The organism is Pseudomonas sp. SG-MS2, from assembly GCF_009933855.1.
Lineage (GTDB): Bacteria > Pseudomonadota > Gammaproteobacteria > Pseudomonadales > Pseudomonadaceae > Aquipseudomonas > Aquipseudomonas putida_E.
Genome location: NZ_MOMO01000232.1, coordinates 1 through 17193, shown reverse-complemented (window position 1 = coordinate 17193; position 17193 = coordinate 1). Strand labels below are relative to the sequence as shown.

Annotated in this window: 11 protein-coding genes; 4 read left to right on the top strand and 7 right to left on the bottom strand. The window is 63.1% G+C overall.

Annotated features, from left to right (window positions below; all coding sequences use genetic code 11):
- Positions 1-185: 185 nt before the first annotated feature.
- Positions 186-1883, top strand: a complete 1698-nt coding sequence (fadD1, locus tag BLX42_RS20470) for a long-chain-fatty-acid--CoA ligase FadD1 (protein WP_046788049.1) — start codon at positions 186-188, stop codon at positions 1881-1883.
- A 100-nt stretch (positions 1884-1983) separates the two neighbouring features.
- Here the strand turns inward: fadD1 and BLX42_RS20465 are convergent, their stop codons facing one another.
- Positions 1984-3291, bottom strand: coding sequence for an FAD-binding oxidoreductase (locus BLX42_RS20465; RefSeq protein WP_161872496.1), 1308 nt, complete (start codon positions 3289-3291; stop codon positions 1984-1986).
- A gap of 30 nt (positions 3292-3321) precedes the next feature.
- A complete protein-coding gene (locus BLX42_RS20460; RefSeq protein ID WP_046788051.1) occupies positions 3322-4686 on the bottom strand; it encodes a glutamine synthetase family protein in 1365 nt (454 codons plus the stop codon).
- 432 nt (positions 4687-5118) lie between these two features.
- Between BLX42_RS20460 and hrpA the strand changes: the two genes are divergently transcribed.
- Together hrpA and BLX42_RS20450 are read left to right on the top strand one after the other, a co-directional pair.
- Positions 5119-9024 (top strand): ATP-dependent RNA helicase HrpA, encoded by a 3906-nt coding sequence (gene hrpA / locus BLX42_RS20455; RefSeq protein ID WP_046788053.1) that lies wholly within the window; start codon positions 5119-5121, stop codon positions 9022-9024.
- A 145-nt stretch (positions 9025-9169) separates the two neighbouring features.
- On the top strand, positions 9170-10291 hold the full coding sequence (locus BLX42_RS20450) for a beta-ketoacyl-ACP synthase III (protein ID WP_046788054.1): 1122 nt from the start codon (positions 9170-9172) through the stop codon (positions 10289-10291).
- A 122-nt stretch (positions 10292-10413) separates the two neighbouring features.
- On the opposite strand, the gene BLX42_RS20445 is transcribed toward BLX42_RS20450, so the two are convergent.
- On the bottom strand, positions 10414-11658 hold the full coding sequence (locus BLX42_RS20445) for a putative porin (protein WP_046788055.1): 1245 nt from the start codon (positions 11656-11658) through the stop codon (positions 10414-10416).
- 261 nt (positions 11659-11919) lie between these two features.
- Here BLX42_RS20445 and BLX42_RS20440 point away from each other — a divergent pair, with 261 nt between their 5' ends.
- A complete protein-coding gene (locus BLX42_RS20440) occupies positions 11920-13047 on the top strand; it encodes a GNAT family N-acetyltransferase (protein WP_046788090.1) in 1128 nt (375 codons plus the stop codon).
- A 13-nt stretch (positions 13048-13060) separates the two neighbouring features.
- Here the strand turns inward: BLX42_RS20440 and BLX42_RS20435 are convergent, their stop codons facing one another.
- The 4 genes from BLX42_RS20435 to BLX42_RS20420 form a co-directional block, all read right to left on the bottom strand.
- Positions 13061-14893: an ABC transporter ATP-binding protein gene (locus BLX42_RS20435; RefSeq protein ID WP_046788056.1), complete on the bottom strand. Its 1833-nt coding sequence runs from the start codon at positions 14891-14893 to the stop codon at positions 13061-13063.
- Positions 14894-14956: 63 nt separating this feature from the next.
- Positions 14957-15514 carry a peptidylprolyl isomerase gene (locus BLX42_RS20430; RefSeq protein ID WP_046788057.1) on the bottom strand — a complete coding sequence of 186 codons (558 nt, stop codon included), beginning with the start codon at positions 15512-15514 and terminating at the stop codon, positions 14957-14959.
- The gene (locus BLX42_RS20425) at positions 15508-16320 is read right to left on the bottom strand and encodes an alpha/beta fold hydrolase (RefSeq protein WP_012315659.1); all 813 of its coding nucleotides are present in this window, start codon (positions 16318-16320) and stop codon (positions 15508-15510) included. The genes BLX42_RS20430 and BLX42_RS20425 overlap by 7 nt, the downstream gene beginning before the upstream one ends.
- A gap of 13 nt (positions 16321-16333) precedes the next feature.
- The coding region (locus BLX42_RS20420) for a LysR family transcriptional regulator (RefSeq protein WP_161872495.1) at positions 16334-17193 on the bottom strand (860 nt) is incomplete at its 5' end.

Here is a 17193-nt window from a genome sequence, read left to right as displayed (position 1 = left end):
TATCCTTCATTGAGTCATTTTTGTGACCGTAAGGCCCGTTTTGGCCTCTAGGCGACCCTTTGCAAAGCTGTTACTCTCGGCCCGCTTTCAGATGATTCGGTTTGCAACGAACCGCCATCTCATATCAATAATAAACGCATCGACGCGTAAATCGAACTTCGCTGTTGCTGAAGGAGTGGGCTTCCATGATCGACCATTTTTGGAAGGATAAATACCCAGCCGGGATTACGGCGGAAATCAATCCTGACGAATTCCCCAATATCCAGGCGGTACTCAAGCAATCCTGCCAACGCTTTGCCGACAAACCGGCCTTTAGCAACCTGGGCAAGACCATCACCTACGGCGAGTTGTATGCCCTGTCGGGCGCTTTTGCGGCCTGGCTGCAGCAGCACACCGACCTCAAGCCGGGTGATCGCATTGCCGTACAGCTGCCGAATGTCCTGCAGTACCCGGTAGCGGTGTTCGGTGCCATGCGCGCCGGCCTGATCGTGGTCAACACCAACCCGCTGTATACCGCACGGGAGATGGAACATCAGTTCAACGACTCCGGTGCCAAGGCGCTGGTGTGCCTGGCCAACATGGCTCACCTGGCCGAGAAAGTGGTGCCCAAGACCCAGGTCAGGCACGTTATCGTCACCGAAGTGGCCGACCTGTTGCCACCGCTCAAGCGCCTGCTGATCAACAGCGTGATCAAGTACGTGAAGAAGATGGTGCCGGCCTATAACCTGCCGAACGCCGTGCGCTTCAACGATACCCTGGCGCTGGGCAAGGGCCAGCCGGTGGCCGAGGCCAACCCGCAAGCCAATGATGTTGCCGTGCTGCAGTACACCGGCGGCACCACAGGTGTGGCCAAGGGCGCAATGCTGACGCACCGCAACCTGGTGGCCAACATGCTGCAGTGTCGGGCGCTGATGGGTTCGAACCTGCATGAAGGTTGCGAGATCCTCATCACGCCGCTGCCGCTGTACCACATCTATGCCTTTACCTTCCATTGCATGGCGATGATGCTGATCGGCAACCATAACGTGCTGATCAGCAACCCGCGTGACTTGCCGGCAATGGTCAAGGAGCTGGGCAAGTGGAAATTCAGCGGCTTCGTCGGCCTCAACACCCTGTTCGTTGCCCTGTGCAACAACGAGGCGTTCCGTGCGCTGGACTTCTCGGCGTTGAAGATCACCTTGTCCGGTGGTATGGCGCTGCAACTGAGCGTGGCCGAGCGCTGGAAAGCCGTCACCGGTTGCGCCATTTGCGAAGGCTATGGCATGACCGAGACCAGCCCGGTTGCGGCGGTCAATCCGGCCGAAGCCAACCAGGTCGGCACCATCGGTATCCCGGTGCCCTCGACCCTGTGCAAGGTCATCGATGACAGTGGCACCGAACTGCCGCTGGGCGAGGTGGGCGAGCTGTGCGTCAAGGGGCCGCAGGTGATGAAGGGCTACTGGCAGCGTGAAGATGCCACCGCCGAGATCCTCGACAGTGACGGTTGGCTGAAGACCGGGGACATTGCCCTGATCCAGCCGGATGGCTACATGCGCATCGTTGACCGCAAGAAGGACATGATCCTGGTCTCGGGCTTCAACGTGTATCCCAACGAGCTGGAGGACGTACTGGCAGCCCTGCCGGGTGTGCTGCAGTGCGCTGCGATCGGCGTGCCGGATGAAAAGTCGGGCGAACTGATCAAGGTGTTCATCGTGGTCAAGCCGGGCATGACCGTCACCAAGGAGCAGGTGATGGAGCACATGCGTGCCAACGTCACCGGCTACAAGGTGCCGCGTTACATCGAGTTCCGCGACGCGCTGCCAACGACCAACGTGGGCAAGATCCTGCGCCGCGAGTTGCGTGATGAAGAGCTGAAGAAGCAGGGTTTGAAGAAGATCGCCTGATCGCTGCCCATTGCCCCGCAATATCCGCATCACGCTGAAAATCTGGGGCCGCTTTGCGGCCCTTTCGCGACACGAGGCCGCTCCTACAGGGGGAGCGCAATCAACGCAGTTTTTCCAGCATCTGGTAGTACCACATCCCTGCCGCCAACAGCGGATTGCCCAGCAGGTCCCCCATCGGCACCTTGATGTGCTTGCACCCGGCAAAGGTATCGAACTTCTCCAGCGTTCCAGTCAGCGCCTCGGCCATGATTTCGCCCATGATGTGGCTGGTGGCGATGCCGTGCCCCGAATAGCCCTGGCAATACCAGACGTTGTCCGAAAGCTTGCCCAGCTGCGGTATGCGATTGACCACGATACCCATCGCGCAGCTCCACTGGAACTCGATCGGCACCCCTTTGAGGGCCGGGAAGGTGCGCTCGATGCACGGGCGCAGTTCACCTGCGATATCACGGGAATCCTTGCCCGAATAGTTGGCGCCGCCGCCGAACAGCAGGCGTTTGTCGGCAGTGAGGCGGTAGTAGTCGAGCACGAAACGGCAGTCGTACACCGCCAGGTCCTGGGGGTTGATCTGTTCGGCCAGTTCGCCCAGCGGCGCGGTGGTGACGATGCCACCCATGGCGGGGAAGATCTTGCCCTTTAGCTGGCGCTTTTCCAGTTTGTGGTAAACGTCGCCGGCCAGCATCACCTGGCGTGCTTCGATTCGGCCTTGGGCAGTGACCACTGCAGGGCGCGGGCCGTGCACGATGTCCAGTACCTCGGAGTTCTCGAAGATCAGCGCGCCCAGTGCATGGGCGGCACGCGCCTCGCCCAGGCACAGGTTGAGCGGGTGCAGGTGCAGGTTGCGCAGGTTTTTCAGCGCGCCCAGGTACAACGGGCTTTGCAGGTGTTCGGCAACCGAGTTGCGGTCGAGCATGTGCACCTGATCACCCATGCCGCGGCTCTGCGCTTCGGCCTCGAAGGCGCGCAGCTCGTTGAGGTGTGACGGTTTCATCGCTGCATGCAGGTGGCCGCGCTTGAGGTCACAGTCGATGCCATAGCGCTCGACCCGCTGCTCGATGATCTGGTGCCCGCGCCAGCGCAGGTGCCAGATGAAGTCATCCACTTCACTGCCCAGGCGGTCGCGCATCTGCGTGCGCATGGCTTCGTCGCCCGAGAGGCTGCCGGTGACCTGGCCGCCGTTGCGGCCGCTGGCGCCCCAGCCGATGCGGTTGGTTTCCACCACCGCCACTTTCAGGCCGCGCTCGGCCAGCTCCACGGCGGTGGCTACGCCGGTGAAACCGCCGCCGATAATGGCTACGTCGACCTGCACGGTGCCCTTGAGCTGCGGGTACTGCGTGTGGTCGTTGAGGGAGGCACTGTAGTAGGACGGCGCGCGCTGGGCCGGGCCGTTGTTCACTGCTGCGTTCATGGGTGTTCCTTATTCTGAATAGGGTGAGGCTCAGGCCTGGTGCAGGTACCAGCGCCAGTCCTGTTCGCTGACTTCGGCCATGAACTGGCGATACTCGGCGCGTTTGACCTTCAGGTACACCCCGAGGAAGTCCGCGCCGAGTGCTTCGCGTGCCCACGCCGAACGCTCCAGTGCGTCGAGGGCGGTCAGCCAGTCGGTGGGCAGGTGTTCGGTGGCCTGGGCGTAGCCGTTGCCTTCGACCGGTGCGCCCGGGTCGAGTTGTTCGCGGATGCCGCGGTGGCTGGCAGCGAGAATCGCCGCAGCGGCCAGGTACGGGTTGGCGTCGGCGCCACAGATGCGGTGTTCGACATGGCGGCTGTTGGCCGGCCCGCCGGGCACGCGCAAGCTGACCGTGCGGTTGTCGACACCCCAGGTTGGCGCCAGCGGTGCATAGCTGTTGGCCTGGAAGCGACGGAACGAGTTGGCGTTGGGGCAGAACAGCAGCAGCGAGTCGCGCAGGTGGCGCAGCATGCCGGCAACCGCTTGGCGCAGAAGGGGAGTGCCGGCCTTGTCTTCGCTGGCGAACAGGTTGTTGCCGGCGCTGTCGGCCAGGCTCAGGTGCATGTGCATGCCGGTGCCGGCCAGTTGCGCGAAGGGTTTGGCCATGAAGCACGCCTGCATGCCGTGGGCGTGCGCCACGCCTTTGACCAGGCGCTTGTAGCGCACGGCCTGGTCCATCGCCTCCAAGGCATCGCCATGCTCCAGGGTGATTTCCACCTGGCCTGGGGCGTACTCCGAAATCGCCGTGCGGGCCGGGATGCCCTGGGCTTTGCAGGCCGCGTAAAGGTCGGCGAGAAACGGCTCTATCTGCTCCAGTTCACGCAGGCCATAGACCTGGGTGCTGCGCGGGCGGCCGCCATCGTTGTCCAGGGCCGGTTGCGGCCGGCCCTGGGCATCACGCTGCTGGTCGAGCAAGAAAAACTCCAGTTCGCACGCCATCACCGGGTGGTAGCCGTCGGCCTTGAGCGCTTCGATGGTGCGCAACAGCACATGGCGCGGGTCGGCGACGCTGGCCGGTAGGCCTTCGCTGGGGTGCATGCTGACTTGCACGGCGGCGGTCGGCACGCGGCGCCATGGCAGGCGTACCAGGCTGCCCTCCAAGGGGTAGGCGCGGCAGTCGATGTCGCCGACGTCCCAGACCAGCCCGGAGTTTTCCACGTCATCGCCATTGAGGGTCAGGCCCAGGATGGTACTGGGCAGCGGGCGGCCGCTCTGGTAAACCGCCAGCAGCTCGTCGCGGTGCAGCAGCTTGCCGCGCGGCACGCCGTTGGCGTCGAGGATGAACAGTTCGAACAGCTCGATATCGGGGTTTTCGGCAAGGAAACGTCGGGCGTGTTCAACGGGGGCAAAGTGCATGAGGGATTCGCTCGTGTGCATACAGGACCGCCGCTTGGCGGCGGTCCGGCTGAGTCAATCGGCCGAAAGGTGGCCGGGCTTTGTCAGATGCGCGAGTGAAGTGTCCGGTGGGCGGGCGTGGCGGCAATGCCAGAGGGCCCAGAAGGCCAGGATCACATGGACCAGCGGATTTTCACCGGCGCAGGTGCGGGCCTTCGGTAGCGAAGGGCGCGAAAGCGGCGGGGCGATGGGCTGGACGGGGATCATGCATTGGATACTCACATGCGACGTCACGTTGATTAAAGCAGTGAATGGCAACCTTCACTCTGGTAACGGCTAAACATTGGCGGGGGCCGGTACAGACAGCAAAAAGCCGGTAAATCTGCGACAATCGCGCATCCTTCGAATGCCGATCATGCAAAAGCAGGCTCACCTGCATCACTAAAAAGCCCCATGACTGACCACGCCATCGACAAACTGCTGCAAAACCTCGACCACGCCATGATCGCCGACCGCCATCGCCTGCGCCGGCAACTGCATGAGCTGCGCAAGCGCCCCGACGAGGCCAAGCTCGCGCAGTGGGTGGAGAAGGTCCAGGCGTCTTGCGCCCAGGTGACCGCGCGTCAGCACAGTGTGCCGCGCATCCGCTACGACGACAGCTTGCCGATTGCCGCCAAGCGCGACGAGATCAAAAAGGCATTGGCCGAAAACCAGGTCCTGGTGATTGCTGGTGAGACCGGTTCGGGCAAGACCACCCAGCTACCCAAGATCTGCCTGGAGCTGGGCCGCGGCAGCCACGGCCTGATCGCCCACACCCAGCCCCGGCGGATTGCCGCGCGCAGCGTTGCTGCCCGTGTGGCTGAAGAGCTGGGTACACCGCTGGGCGCCCTGGTCGGTTACCAGGTGCGGTTCGAGGACCAGAGCGACGCCAACACCTTGGTCAAGCTGATGACCGACGGCATCTTGCTGGCCGAAACCCAGCATGACCGCTTCCTCGAGCGCTACGACACGATCATCGTCGACGAGGCGCACGAGCGCAGCCTTAACATCGATTTCCTGCTCGGCTACCTCAAGACCCTGCTGCATCGCCGCCCGGACCTGAAGCTGATCATCACTTCGGCGACCATCGACCTGGAGCGCTTCTCCAAGCATTTCGATGGTGCGCCGATCATCGAGGTATCCGGCCGTACCTACCCGGTGGACACCTGGTATCGCCCGCTGACCAGTGAACAGGACGAAGAAGGCAACCAGGTCGAGGACGACCTCACCGTCGACCAGGCGATCCTCGCCACCCTCGATGAGATCGCCCACCACGAGCGCAGCGAGGGCAAGGGCCCCGGCGACGTGCTGGTGTTCCTGCCGGGCGAGCGCGAGATTCGCGATGCCGCCGAGATCCTGCGCAAGGCCCAGTTGCGTCATACCGAGATCCTGCCGCTGTATGCGCGCCTGTCTCCGGCCGAGCAGCAGCGTATCTTCCAGTCGCACACTGGCCGGCGAGTGGTGCTGGCCACCAACGTGGCGGAAACCTCGCTGACCGTGCCAGGCATCCGCTATGTGATCGACACCGGTACCGCGCGCATCAGCCGCTACAGCTACCGGGCCAAGGTCCAGCGCTTGCCGATCGAAGCGGTATCCCAGGCCAGCGCCAACCAGCGTAAAGGCCGTTGCGGCCGTGTCGAGCCGGGCATTTGCATACGCCTTTACAGCGAAGAAGACTTCAACGGCCGGCCAGCCTTCACCGACCCCGAGATCCTGCGCACCAACCTGGCGGCGGTGATCCTGCAGATGCTGCACCTGCGTCTGGGCGCCATCGATGCCTTCCCGTTCATCGAGCCGCCGGATGGCAAGGCCATCAGCGACGGTTTCAACCTGCTGCAGGAGCTGTCGGCGGTCAACCGCGAGAACCAGCTGACGCCCCTGGGCCGTCAGCTGGCGCGCTTGCCGATCGATCCCCGGCTGGGCCGGATGCTGCTCGAAGGCGCCCGTCAGGGCAGCCTGCAGGAAGTGCTGATCGTCACCAGTGCATTGTCGGTGCAGGACCCGCGCGAGCGCCCGCCGGAGCGTCAGCAGGCAGCTGACCAGGCGCATGCGCAGTGGAAGGATGTGGATTCCGATTTTGCCGCACTGGTCAACCTGTGGCGAGGCTTTGAGGAGCAGCGCCAGGCGCTGACGGCCAACCCGCTACGCAACTGGTGTCGCAAGAATTTTCTCAACTATTTGCGCCTTCGCGAATGGCGTGACGCCCATCGTCAGTTGGCGCTGATCTGCCGTGACCTGCAACTGACGGTGAACAAGGACCCGTCCGACTACCAGAAGATGCACAAAGCCATCCTCAGCGGGCTGCTCAGCCAGATCGGCCACAAGACCGAAGACGGCGACTACCAGGGCGCGCGTCAGCGGCGCTTCTGGGTGCACCCGTCCTCGGGCATTGGCCGCAAGCGCCCGCAGTGGGTCATGGCCGCCGAGCTGGTGGAGACCACCAAGCTGTATGCGCGCATGGTGGCCAAGATCGAGCCCGACTGGATCGAGCCGCTGGCGACTCACCTGGTCAAGAAAAACCACTTCGAACCGCACTGGGAGAAGAAGCGCGGGCAGGTGGTGGCCTACGAGCAGATCACCCTCTACGGGCTGATCCTGGTCGGCCGCCGCCCAGTGCATTACGGTCCGATCGACCCGGTTACCTCGCGTGAGCTGTTCATACGCGAAGGGCTGGTTGGAGGCGAAATCCAGTCGCGGGCCAAGTGCCTGGCCGCCAACAAGCGCCTGCTTGAAGAGCTCGACGAGCTGGAAGCCAAGGCGCGCCGGCGCGACATTCTTGCCGATGAAGAAACCCTCTACGCCTTCTATGAAGCGCGCCTGCCAGCGGAGATCCACCAGACCGCGACCTTCGACAGCTGGTACCGCATGGGCAGCCAGAAGGATGCCAGCCTGCTGATCATGCGTGAGGAAGACGTGTTGGCCCGTGAGGCCAGCGAAGTCACTGCGGCGCAATACCCGGACAGCCTGCAGGTCGGCGAGCTGCGCCTGCCGCTGAGCTACCACTTCGAACCGGGCCACCCACGTGACGGCGTGACGGTAAGGGTGCCCGCGCCGCTGTTGCCAAGCCTGCCGGGCGAGCGCCTGGAGTGGCTGGTGCCGGGCTTGCTCGAAGCCAAGTGCGTGGCGCTGGTGCGCAACCTGCCCAAGGCCCTGCGCAAGAACTTCGTGCCGGTACCGGACTTCGTCAAGGCGTCGCTGGCACGCATGACGTTCGGCCAGGGTGCCTTGCCTCAGGCTTTGGGCCAGGAGCTGTTGCGCATGACCGGTGCCCGTGTGTCCGATGAGGCCTGGGCAGAGTCGGTAGGCCTGGTCGAAGGGCATCTGCGTATGAATATCGAGGTGGTCGATGGCCAAGGCAAGTTCCTCGGCGAGGGCCGCGACCTGGCCGAGTTGACCGCACGCTTTGCCGCCGCCAGCCAGGCAGCGCTGGCGGTGCCGCGCGACGACAAGGGCGCGCAGCCGGTGCAGGCCAAGGCCTTCAGTGAAGTGAAACAGACCGCCCAGCAGAAGATCGCCGGGCTGTCGATGACGGTGTACCCGGCATTGGTGGAAGAGAGCGGCAGCGTGCGCGAGGGGCGTTTCTCGACCCAGGCCGAAGCCGAGTTCCAGCATCGCCGTGCCTTGCAGCGCCTGTTGCTGCAGCAGTTGGCAGAGCCTGCCAAGTTCCTGCGCGGCAAGCTCCCGGGGCTGACCGAACTGGGCTTGCTGTACCGCGAACTGGGCCGTGTCGAGGCGCTGGTGGAGGATATCCTGCTGGCCAGCCTCGACAGTTGCATCCTCGAAGGGGAGGCCACGCTACCGCGCGATGGCGCAGCATTGGCCGGGCTTGCCGAGCGCAAGCGCGGCAGCTGGGCCGAGCATGCCGAGCGCCTGGCCCGCCAGACGCTGGAAGTGCTCAAGCTGTGGCACGGCCTGCAGAAGCGTTTCAAAGGCAAGATCGACCTGAGCCAGGCGGTGGCGCTGAACGACATCAAGCAGCAGTTGGCCAACCTGGTGTATCCGGGCTTCGTGCGCGAGACGCCTTCGGCCTGGTTCAAGGAGCTGCCGCGCTACCTCAGGGCGGTGGAGTTGCGCCTGGAGAAGCTTGGCAGCCAGGTACAGAAGGACAGGGTGTGGAGTGGCGAGCTGGCCAACCTCTGGGCCCAGTACAAGGCCCGTGCCGACAAGCATGCCCAGGAAGGCAAGCGCGACGAGCAGCTGACCTTGTACCGCTGGTTGCTGGAAGAATATCGGGTGTCGCTGTTTGCCCAGCAATTGGGCACGAAAGTACCGATTTCTGACAAACGTCTCAGCAAACAGTGGTCTCAGGTGGAAGCCTAAACCCCGCAAGTTGTGGCAATATTGAGGCAATTTGGGGCCGCATTGCGGCCCCTTGCGGGTTCAGCCTGCGCCTTGAACTTGGTACTAAAGTGCTATTACTCCAGCCAGCGCCCTGTGGCGATGGCCTTTGACCAGAGGAACGATCGTGCATAACGTCGTGATCAGCGGCACCGGCCTGTATACCCCGGCCCAGAGCATTTCCAACGAAGAACTGGTGGAATCCTTCAACACCTGGTCGCAACAGTTCAACCGCGACAACGCTGCCGCCATCGAGCGCGGCGAGGTCGAAGCTGCGCCGCTTTCCGACGCCGCCTTCATCGAGAAGGCCTCGGGCATCAAGAGCCGCTTCGTCATGGACAAGGCCGGCATTCTCGACCCGCAGCGCATGAAGCCGCGCCTGCCGGAGCGTTCCAACGACGAGCAGTCGATCCTTTGCGAGATGGGCGTGGCCGCTGCCCGTCAGGCACTCGAGCGCGCAGGCCGCACCCCTGCCGATGTCGACGGGGTGATCGTCGCCTGCTCCAACCTGCAGCGCCCGTACCCGGCCATCGCCATCGAAGTGCAACAGGCGCTGGGCATCCAGGGCTTCGCCTTCGACATGAACGTGGCTTGCTCCTCGGCCACCTTCGGCATCCAGACCGCAGCCAACAGCGTGCAACTGGGCCAGGCCCGTGCGTTGTTGGTGGTCAGCCCGGAAATCTGCACCGGGCACCTGAACTTCCGTGACCGCGACAGCCATTTCATTTTTGGTGACGCTGCCACTGCCGTGCTGGTCGAGCGTGCCGACCAGGCCACCTCGGCACACCAGTTCGATATCCTCGGTACCAAGTTGCAGACCTCGTTCTCCAACAATATCCGCAACAATTTCGGCTTCCTCAACCGTGCTGCGGAAGAGGGCGTCGGTACGCGGGACAAGTTGTTCGTGCAGGAAGGCCGCAAGGTATTCAAGGAAGTCTGCCCGATGGTCGCCGAGCTGATCGGCAAGCACCTGGGCGAGAACGATCTGCAGCCCTCCGACGTCAAGCGCTTCTGGCTGCACCAGGCCAACCTGAGCATGAACCAGCTGATCGTCAAGAAGCTGTTGGGCCGTGAAGTGGCCGAGGAAGATGCACCAGTCATTCTCGACCGTTATGCCAACACCAGCTCGGCGGGGTCGGTGATTGCCTTCCACCTGTACCAGGATGACCTGGCCAAGGGTTCGCTGGGCGTGCTGAGCTCGTTTGGTGCGGGCTACTCGATTGGTAGTGTGATTCTGCGTAAACGCTGACAGTCAGCCCTGCGCCGGCTTGCCGGCGGCAGGGCCAGTGCGTTTCTCGAAGGCAAAAAAAGGCAGGAAATGCCGGATGGGGTCGGCATTTCCCGCCTTGAGTGAAGCTCAGGCGTTGCAGCTTAGAACTTGGCTTCCAGGTCCACCTGCAGCGTGTCGACATCGGCATCGCTGTTCGGCAACTGCGACAGGTCGGTCTTGGCCATCAAGTAAGCGGCGCCCAGCGAGAAGTTCTTGTCGATTTCATAACCGACCTTGAACTTGTGGCCGCGCGAGCCGGTGTAACCGTTGCCGAAGTCGGAGTCGGTGAACAGGCTGACCACGGCGTTGCGCTGAACATCGCGGTAGTTGTAATCCAGGCTCCAGGCGCCGACTTTGGTCTTCAGGCCAGCCAGCCAGGCCTGGTCTTCGCCATCGGTGCTTTCGGTGTTCTTCACGTACTGGCCATACGCCGACAACGGGATGGCGAGGCCGGTGAAGTCCACCTGGCCGAAGCCTTCCACCAGGTTGAACTCGTTGGTGGTATTGCCGAACGACTGCAGGATGGTCGCTTCCTTGTCGTTGTCGTAGCCATAGATGCTCGCGCCGACGGTGAGCTTGAGCACATCGGCCGGGGCGAACTTGGCGCCCAACTGGCCGTGGTAGACCTGGGCGTCGTGCTTGTACTGCACGCCGTCGCCGTCCACGTTGTCCTTGAGCGTGTACTGGCCCGCGCTGGCGAAGACTTCGGCGCCGCCGAGGTCGGTCTTGTAGGTGGCGGCAACGCCTTCCGGGTTGATGTCGCCGTCCCAGATGATGTCACCCATGCTCACCCAAGGCTGTGCCATCTTGCCGCCGATCAGGTGCAGGTTCGGTACTGCGCTCGGGTGCCAGTCGAGGTAGGCCTGGTCGACCCACAGCGATTTCTTGTCGAAGTAGTTATCGAAACTCTGGTTGGTCGAACGGCGGTCTGCGCTGCTGCCGGTGGCGATGCGGATGCCTGCGTCGACTTGCGGGTTGATCTCGCTGTAGAAACCGACGCGGGCGCGAACGCGCTGGCGGTCCTGGTTGCCGCTGCTGCTGTTCGGGTCGTCGACGTTGACGTCCTCGTAGCGCAGGCGGATATCGCCTTTGACCTGGGTCTTGGCGGCCCAAGCCACTTTCTGTTCGAAGGAGCTCATGCGTTCTGACTGAGCTTTCTGGTCGGCCTTTTCCTTGGTTTCTTTTGCCAGGTCACCTTGCAGTTCGTTGTACTGCGCCTGGTTGATCGAGCCGTTGGCGCGGAGCATTTCGAGCAGCTTGGCGTCGACAGCCGCACTGGCCGGAGTACTCAGAGCCAGCATCATGCCGGTGAGGCTCACTCCGGTAAGTGTAGAAACAAGACGCATAAGGTTCTCCCTACTGAAAAATATTGGGGAGGCTCAGCGTCCACCCCCATGTTGGCATGTCTTCGGAAAGGGCCTGAATAGACAGGTTCTAGGGTTCCGGAAAACAGGCGCAAGTATTGCGGGGGCGAATGACAGAATAATGTCTATTTGGTGGCACTGCCGTTAAGTAATTGAGAATGAAAGGATCGGGCCGGCATTCGGCATTTGAGTGAGAGGCCGGTATTCCCTGATACTGATGCCCTCACTCCGCGAGTCGACATCGTGACCAGCCTCTACAGCCTTGCCCATCTGCGTGACCTGCCTGCCGCGACCTGGGACGCCCTGGTACCTGCCGGCCAACCCTTCCTGCGCCATGCGTTCCTGAGCGCCCTGGAGGACAGCGGCAGTGTCGCGCCAGCCACCGGCTGGGCGGCGGAACACCTGGTGCTGGAGCGTGACGGGCAAGTGCGTGCGCTGTTGCCGGCGTACCGCAAGTGGCATTCGTACGGCGAGTACGTGTTCGATCATGGCTGGGCCGACGCCTGCGAGCGTGCTGGTATTGCCTATTACCCCAAACTGCTCGGCGCCGTGCCGTTCAGCCCGGTCAGCGGGCCGCGCCTGCTCAGCGTTGACCCGGCCGATGGCCTGCTCATGCTCCAGGCATTGCCTGAGTATCTGGGCAAAGGCGGGCTATCCGGGGCTCACATCAACTTCACCGACCCTGGCCTGGATGCACAGATGGCCGGCCTGCCGGGCTGGATGGAGCGCCTGGGATGTCAGTTCCACTGGCGCAACCATGGCTACCGCGACTTTCAGGACTTTCTCGACAGCTTGAGTTCGCGCAAGCGCAAACAGATGCGCAAGGAACGTGAGCAGGTCGCAGGGCAGGGCATCGACTTTCGTTGGTACCGTGGCGATGAACTTGAGGAGGCTCAGTGGGATTTCGTCTACCTCTGCTACGCCAATACCTACGCAGTGCGCAGGCGTACGCCCTATCTGACCCGCGAATTCTTCAGCTTGCTGGCGCAGCGCATGCCCGAGGCCCTAAGGGTCGTGATGGCGCGTCAAGGCGGTCGCGATGTCGCCATGGCCCTGAGCCTTGTGGGTGGCGACAGCCTGTTTGGGAGGTACTGGGGCTGCCTGGATGAGTTCGACCGGCTGCACTTCGAGACCTGTTTCTACCAGGGCATGGACTTTGCGATTGCCGAAGGCTTGCAGCGCTTCGATGCCGGGGCGCAGGGCGAGCACAAGCTGATTCGTGGCTTCGAGCCGGTGCTGACCCGCTCCTGGCATTATCTGCTTCACCCAGGCCTGCGCCGGGCGGTGGACGATTTCCTGCAGCAGGAGCGGGCAGGGGTTATGGGCTATGCCGAAGAGGCACGGGGGATGTTGCCTTACCGCCGGGATTGAAACCCGACAGGCCTCAATCCACCCCGACGAACCCGCCCGTCTGGTGATGCCACAGCCTGGCATACAAGCCTTGTTGCGCCAGCAGTTCACTGTGGCTGCCACTTTCGACTATATGCCCCTTGTCCAGCACCACCAGGCGGTCCATCCGCGCAATGGTCGAGAGGCGGTGGGCGATGGCGATCACCGTCTTGCCTTGCATGAGGGTTTCCAGGCTTTCCTGGATCGCCGCTTCGACCTCCGAGTCCAGTGCTGACGTGGCCTCGTCCATGATCAGGATGGGCGCGTTCTTGAGCAGCACCCGGGCTATAGCGATGCGCTGGCGCTGTCCACCGGACAGCTTGACCCCGCGCTCGCCCACATGCGCGTCGAAGCCCGTGCGGCCCTGGGCATCCGACAACTGAGGAATGAATTCGTCGGCACGGGCCCGGCGCACCGCCTCGTGCAGCGCTTGCTCGCTGGCATCCGGGCGGCCGTACAACAGGTTGTCGCGGATCGAACGATGCAGCAGTGAGGTGTCCTGGGTGATCATGCCGATCTGCGCCCGCAGGCTGGCCTGGCTCACCTCGGCGATGTCCTGCCCGTCGATCAGGATACGCCCGCCCTGCACGTCGTAAAGGCGCAGCAGCAGGTTGACCAGGGTCGACTTACCAGCGCCGGAGGGGCCGATCAGGCCGATCTTTTCGCCCGGGCGGATGTCCAGGTTCAGCCCGTCGATGACGTTGCGGGCCTTGCCATAGTGGAAGTCGACGTTATCGAAACGCACCGCGCCACGGGTCACTTTCAGCGGCGCTGCCTTGGGCTTGTCGGTGACGGTGACCGGCTGGGCGATGGTCTGCAGGCCGTCCTGCACCATGCCGATGTTCTCGAAGATGCCGTTGACCACCCACATGATCCAGCCCGACATGTTGACGATACGGATCACCAGCCCGGTGGCCAGGGCGATGGCGCCGACGGTGATCAGCGACTGGCTCCACAGCCACAGGGCCAGGCCGGTGGTGGCGACTACCAGCAAGCCGTTGAGGCTGGTGATGACCACGTCCATGCTGGTGATCACCCGCGACGCCAGCTGGGTCTTTTCGGTCTGTTCGCGGATCGCTTCGCGGGCGTACTGCTGCTCGTGGTCGGTGTGGGCGAACAGCTTGAGGGTGGCGATGTTGGTGTAGCCGTCGACGATGCGCCCCATCAGCCTGGAGCGGGCGTCGGAGGAGATCACCGAGCGCTCTTTGACCCGTGGCACGAAATAAAACAGTGCGGCGACATAGCTGGCAATCCAGACCAGTAACGGCAGCATCAGGCGCCAGTCGGCCTCGGCGAACAGCACCAGCGAGGTGATCGCATAGATCAGCACGTGCCACAACGCGTCCACCGCCTGCACGGCCGAGTCGCGCAGCGAGTTGCCAGTCTGCATGATGCGCTGGGCGATACGCCCGGCAAAATCGCTCTGGAAGAAGTTGAGGCTCTGCTTGAGCACATAGGTGTGGTTCTGCCAGCGGATCAGGCTGGTCATGCCCGGGTTGATGGTCTGGTGCACCAGCAGGTCATGCAGGCCAAAGAAGATCGGCCGCAGCAGCAGGACCACCACCAGCATCCAGATCAGTTCGCTGCTGTGCTCGCTGAAGAAATTGGCATTGGGCGTGCCCTGGGCCAGGTCGATGATGCGGCTCAGGTAGCTGAACATCGCCACCTCGATCAGCGAGGCAACCAGGCCGACCACCAGCAGGGCGAGAAAACTCGGCCACACCTGGCGCAGGTAATAGAGGTAGAAGGGCCACACCTGGGTGGGCGGCGACTCGCTGGGCGCGTCGCGGAAGATGTCGATCAGTTGCTCGAAACGGCGGTACAGCATGGGTGACAACACTCCTGTTCAACCCGACCCTCAGGCGGTTTCACGTCCTTGTGAAGCCTGCAGTCAGTCGATGCGTTTGGCGGACTTGATGAACACCGGATCGGCCGGCACATCGCGCATGCCTTTCTTGACGGTAGTGCGCGAGTTGACGATCTGGTCGACCACCTCCATGCCCTTGGTCACTTTGCCGAACACTGCATAGCCACGGTCACGGCCCGGGTTCAGGAAGTCGTTGTCGGCCACGTTGATGAAGAACTGGCTGGTGGCCGAGTTCGGGTCGGAGGTGCGTGCCATCGACAGGGTGCCGCGGGTGTTCTGCAGACCGTTGCCGGCTTCGTTGCGGATCGGGTCACGCGTCGGCTTTTGCACCATCTGCTCGGTGAACCCACCGCCCTGGACCATGAAGCCTGGGATCACACGGTGAAAAATGGTGTTGTTGTAGAAACCGCTGTCGACGTATTCGAGGAAGTTCTTGGTACTGACCGGCGCCTTCTCGGCATCGAGCTCGATTTCGACCTGGCCGAAGCTGGTGTCGAGCACTACGTGAGGGGTCTTGTCGGAGGCCATGACGGTGGTGGCAAAGGCGACCGAGCAGGCGGTGAGCAGAAGTTTTTTCAGCATGGGCTCAAAGATCCTTGAGAGGTGGAAGCGGCTGCGAGGAACTGCAGCAAAGTCTGGTTGAAGACTTCGGGTTGATCGAGGGGTGTAGCGTGCCGGGAATCATCGATGACTACCAGCCTTGCCTGCGGCATCAGGGCAACGTAGCGCTCTTTGAGTTGTACCGGGGTGTAATCGTGGTCGGCAGCGACCACCAGCGTGGGACAGTGTATCTGGCCGATGCGTTCCTGCACGCCCCAGTCCACGATGGCGTCAAAACTCTTGAGGTAGGCGCGTTTGTCGTTGCGCGCCCAGCGTTGCGCCATCTTCTGGCGCAAGTCGGCTTGCTCCGGTTTGGGGAACAGGCGCTGGGCCAGGCCCTTGCCGACCGTCTCGACACTGAGGATGCGCGCAAGGCCCCAGCGCTTGGCCCACCAGACCCAGTCGTTGCGCGTGCGGCGCTTGACCTCGGGGGCGCTGTTGACGATGCACAGGCTGCGCAGCCACTGCGGATGGTCGACGGCGAATTGAAACCCGACCATGCCGCCCATCGACAGCCCCACGAAGTGCACCGGGCCGGTCTGCAGGTGTTCGAGCAGGGCCAGCAGGTCTTCGCTGAATGTGGCGATCTGGTAGCCATCATTGGGCTTGTCGGAGCGGCCGTGGCCCCGGATGTCCATGAGGATCACCCGGTAATGGCGGCTGAGAGCGGGTACCTGCAGCTCCCAATCCTGGCTGCTCGAGCCCAGGCCATGCAGCAGTACCAGGGGTTCACCCTGGCCGTATTCCTGATAATGCAGCGAGCATCCTTCATGTTCGAAATAGGCCATGGGCGCGGTTCTCTCAGGCTTGCGGGGGGGCTGCGAAGGGCACGTCCAGTGGCGCGGTGTCGAAATTGCGCAGCAGGTCGATGAGAATCTGCGTGGCCGGGCCCAAGGTCTTCTCTTTGCTCGAATAAAGGTAGAACAGTGGATGACGGCTGCCACCCTGGTCCAGTGGCAGCGGCTTGAGCACGCCTTCGCGCAGTTCGCGATCGATCATGTGCCGCGGCAGCCAGGCAAAGCCCAGCCCGCTGCTGACGAAGGTCGTGGCGGTACCCAGGCTGCCGACGGTCCAGCGCTGTTCGGCGCCGAGCCAGCCGACATCGCGGGGTTGGGCGCGGCCGGAGTCGCGGATCACCACTTGCAACTGGCTTTCCAGGTCCTGGAACGTGATCTCCCGGCCCAGGCGGTGCAGGCTGTGCTCGGGGTGGGCGACGGCCACGAACTCCACGGCACTTAGCTCGGTGCCCAGATAGCCGCCAATGCTGTAGCTGCTGATGGCAAGGTCGGCGATACCTTCATGCATCACCTCCTCGACGCCGGACAGCACTTCCTCGCGCAGGCGCACCCGGCAACCGCGGCTCTGCGGCATGAACGCGGCCAGGGCACGTACCAGGCGGGCACTGGGGTAGGCGGCATCGACCACTACACGTACCTCGGCTTCCCAGCCTTGCTCCATGTGGTGAGCCAGGTCTTCAAGCTGGCTGGCCTGCTTGACCAAGTGCCGGGAGCGGCGCAGCAGCACGTTGCCCGCCTCGGTCAGCACGGCTTTGCGGCCATCGATGCGCAGCAGTGGCACGCCTAGCTGCTCTTGCATGCGCGCCACCGTGTAACTGACCGATGACTGCGAGCGGTGCAGAGCTTCGGCTGCCTGGGCAAACC